This is a genomic window from Synechococcus sp. W60.1, from assembly GCF_047461575.1.
Taxonomy (GTDB): Bacteria; Cyanobacteriota; Cyanobacteriia; order Thermostichales; family Thermostichaceae; genus Thermostichus.
This window is the reverse complement of sequence record NZ_JANSHL010000010.1, coordinates 106337-109495: the sequence shown is the minus strand read 5'-3', so window position 1 is coordinate 109495 and position 3159 is coordinate 106337. Positions and strand designations below refer to the sequence as shown.

Annotated in this window: 3 protein-coding genes and 1 pseudogene; 1 reads left to right on the top strand and 3 read right to left on the bottom strand. The window is 59.9% G+C overall.

All coding sequences use genetic code 11. The features are described 5' to 3' along the window. The 3 genes and pseudogenes from NW805_RS10135 to glmU all read right to left on the bottom strand — a co-directional run. The coding region (locus NW805_RS10135) for an RNA-guided endonuclease InsQ/TnpB family protein (protein ID WP_414422404.1) at positions 1 to 532 on the bottom strand (532 nt) is incomplete at its 3' end. Positions 533 to 622: 90 nt separating this feature from the next. Then, entirely contained in the window at positions 623 to 1129 is a 507-nt protein-coding gene (locus NW805_RS10130; protein ID WP_414408899.1) for a PPC domain-containing DNA-binding protein, read from the bottom strand. Positions 1130 to 1171: 42 nt separating this feature from the next. After that, a pseudogene (gene glmU / locus NW805_RS10125) lies at positions 1172 to 2521 on the bottom strand (bifunctional UDP-N-acetylglucosamine diphosphorylase/glucosamine-1-phosphate N-acetyltransferase GlmU); the annotation flags it as partial. 162 nt (positions 2522 to 2683) lie between these two features. Here glmU and NW805_RS10120 point away from each other — a divergent pair. Further along, complete coding sequence (locus NW805_RS10120) at positions 2684 to 3088, top strand: SHOCT domain-containing protein (RefSeq protein ID WP_414422403.1); 405 nt, start codon at positions 2684 to 2686, stop codon at positions 3086 to 3088. Positions 3089 to 3159 lie beyond the last annotated feature (71 nt).

The following is a 3159-nucleotide window of genomic DNA, read 5'->3' as shown; positions in this document are numbered from 1 at the left end:
CCAAATCCACTCCCACCACCTCTCCGGTCTTCTCCACCTGGGGTGTTGGAGCTTCGTACTTGAAGGAGATGTACCAATGTCCGGCTCTCAAGCTAACAACCACGTTCTTGGGTGTGGTCACCGGGAGCAGCTCTGCACAGCGCAGCCAATCGAAGATAGGTACCTTGATGCGGTTGCCAGAAGTGCGAATACTCCCTTCCAGGTAAAAGCTGTCTCGCACTCCCTTGCGTTTGAAGCGGGGAAACTTCCCCAACCCACCCCGCCAGCGCTTAAGGGCTTGCTCCAAGTTGCGTAATGCCTGCTGAGGGGCGCATTTGGAGACCTGGTAGTACCAGGGATGCGCTTGCTTCACTTCAGCTACCAGGCGCTTGTGCAGGTCAATGGCGGTGGGGAGTTTTTGCTGGTTCTCCAGGGCTTGCCGACAGACTTCTAAGCCCCAGTTATAGGCGTGGCGGGCTACCCCAGCGTGTTGGGCGGCTAGAGTTGTTTGCTTGCGGTTAAGAATGAGTTGCGTCCGAAAACCCAGTAACATGCCCGCCACACCGCAAAGCGTCCATGAGTTCCGTGAAGCTTTCGGCTTGGCGCTCACAAGCCCCCTTTAGCTTTAGGTAACTCATATTGACTACTGTAAGCTTTTCGGCCTGCTGTTGTCAGCCTCTGGTTTTGTCTGCTGGTTTTGCTGGGGTTGGGGGGGTGGGGACGGCCAGCAGGGATCCCCTGCCACGGGTTGGATGTGCAACTCCAGGTAGCCGGTGGCCGGATCCGGTTGACGGGAGAAGCGGTACTCCGGGCTATCGGCGAGGACAATTTCGGCGGTGGTGTAGATGAGGCAGCCGGGGCGCAGGTGTCCCCCCCAGGTTTGGCCTCGGGCATCGGCAACGGTGAGATGGAGATGGACTCCGTCAGGGCACAGGGATCCACTCAGGGCCAGGATCTCCAGGCGTTCCGACAGCAGGTGATCCCCCATTTGGTCGGCCAGGCGCAGGGTGGCTTGGCTAAGGCTGCCGACGGCGCTGAGGACAAACCCCGCTTGCAAGGGCTGCTGCCGGGCCACTCGCTCCAGTTCCTGCTTGAGATCTTGGCCGGGGAAAAGGCGCAAGGGATAAATCTTGAGGGATCCCGGCGGCATGGGCTGGAGCTCTTGGCGGCGGGAGGAGCGGATCCCAAGTCGCCAACCGGGCTTGACTACCGGGCGGGAGCGAGCGATCACCAAGCAGTCATCCGGCAGGGGGTAGCGGGCAGGGATGGTGGAGCCGGCAGCAATGGTGACATCGGATCCCACCTGCAAAGGAGCCACCAACACCGAGTTGGCGCCTGTTTTGCTGCGATCCCCAATTTCGGTGAAGTGCTTTTGCTGGCCGTCGTAGTTGGCGATGATGGTGCCCGCGCCGATGTTGACCTGGGATCCCAGCTTGGCATCTCCCAGGTAGGCCAAGTGGGCGGCGTTGCTGTGGGATCCGATCTGGGTATTTTTGGTTTCCACAAAGTTGCCGATGCGGCAGTGATCCCCAATCTGGCTGTGGGGGCGCACGTGGGCGTAGGGGCCTATCCAGACGTGGTTGCCGATGCGGCTGTGGCTGACCACCGAGTAGAGAATGTGACACCCAGATCCAATCTCGCTGGACTCGATCCAACTGCCCGGCCCCAGGCGGGTTCCCGAGCCAATGCGGCACACCCCTCGCAGATGGGTTTGGGGCTCGATCACCACATCGGGGGCCAATTCCACCGTTTCCTCCAGGCTGCTGCTATCGGGATCCACAAAGGTGACCCCGGCTTCCATCCAGGCTTCTTTGAGGCGATCCTGCAAAATCTGGTACGCCTGGGCCAGTTGGCGGCGGTCGTTGATGCCCACAATTTCTTGCGGATCGGCAACATCCAGAGCGATGGCTTTGCCCACCCGCTTGACGGCATCTGTTAGGTAGTACTCCTGCTGTGCGTTGTTGCTGTTGAGATGGGGCAAAACCTGGGCCAGAGCCGGCCAGTGAAAACAATACACCCCACTGTTGATGCGGCGATTTTGCCGTTGGGCTGGGGTGCAGTCTCGCTCTTCCACCAGTTCCAGCACTCGCTGTTGGGCATCGCAGAACACCCGTCCATAGCCATAGGGATCCGCCACCTGAGCCGAGAGCAAGGTTACCTCTGGGTTCACCTGGCGGTGGCGCTCCACCAAAGCTTGCAGGGTTTCTGCCCGCAGCAGGGGCACATCCCCGTTGATCACCAGCAGATCCCCCTGAAAACCGCCCAGGACGGGCAACAGTTGCTGAACGGCGTGTCCGGTGCCCAATTGCTGGGCCTGCTCCACAAATTCAACCGGGTACTCCCGCAGGGCTTGGCGCACCTGCTCTTGTTCATAACCCACGACCACCAGACAGCGGTGGGGTTTCAAGGTTAGCACCGTGCGCAGCAGCCGCTCGATCAAAGACAGGGATCCCAGCTTGTGCAGCACCTTGGGCAGCCGTGATCGCATCCGGGTGCCCTTGCCCGCTGCCAAGATCGCTACCGATAGCTCCCGCTCTGCCATGTTCCTTCCCCGAACTGCCCCCATCAAGTATAGGCGGCAGGATTCTGCTCAAAAATCTTCTGAGGTTGGATCCAAGTTCCTGAGCCCTGTGCGGCCAAAACTGAGCTAGCTTAATGGCACGTCTAGCTGGTGCAGTCTATGGCCGAGAGCAGGGGCCCTGATATGCCCCCACAAGAACGTCGGCGGTTGATCCGAGAGGTGGCCGGTTGGCTGGCGATGCTGGGGGTGCTAATTCCAGGGTTACAGCGCTTTTACATGGGGCACCGACGCTGGGGCTGGGGTTACTTGGTGGTGGGGCTGATGGTGTTCGTTCCTTCCATCCCGCTGCAGATCCTCAGCTACGGGGTACGCGCCCTTTGTTTGCTGGAAGGGCTGTGGATCCTGACCATGAGCAATGCCGATTTCGATTTTCGATTCAACCGAGAGTTGATCGAGCTGGAATGGACTAGTGTGGAAGGGCGAGAAGCCCGGGATCCCGAACAGCAGTTGGAAAGCCAGTTGAAACAGGGCTTGATCACCCGCGCTGAATATGAGGAGCGCCGCCGGCAAATCCGCAAGATTTCGTAAACTACCCGGCTCCGACCGCTAAGCGGTACGGAGCGGGCTTTCAGTAGCCCTGAGCCTGTTCTGCTCTACCA

What these genes read in the sequence shown, in the direction of transcription:
- NW805_RS10130 (WP_414408899.1), bottom strand. Translation starts at nt 1,129, where the DNA reads ATGCCGCCGGGATCCCTCAAGATTTATCCCTTGCGCCTTTTCCCCGGC.
- NW805_RS10120 (WP_414422403.1), top strand. Translation starts at nt 2,684, where the DNA reads ATGCCCCCACAAGAACGTCGGCGGTTGATCCGAGAGGTGGCCGGTTGG.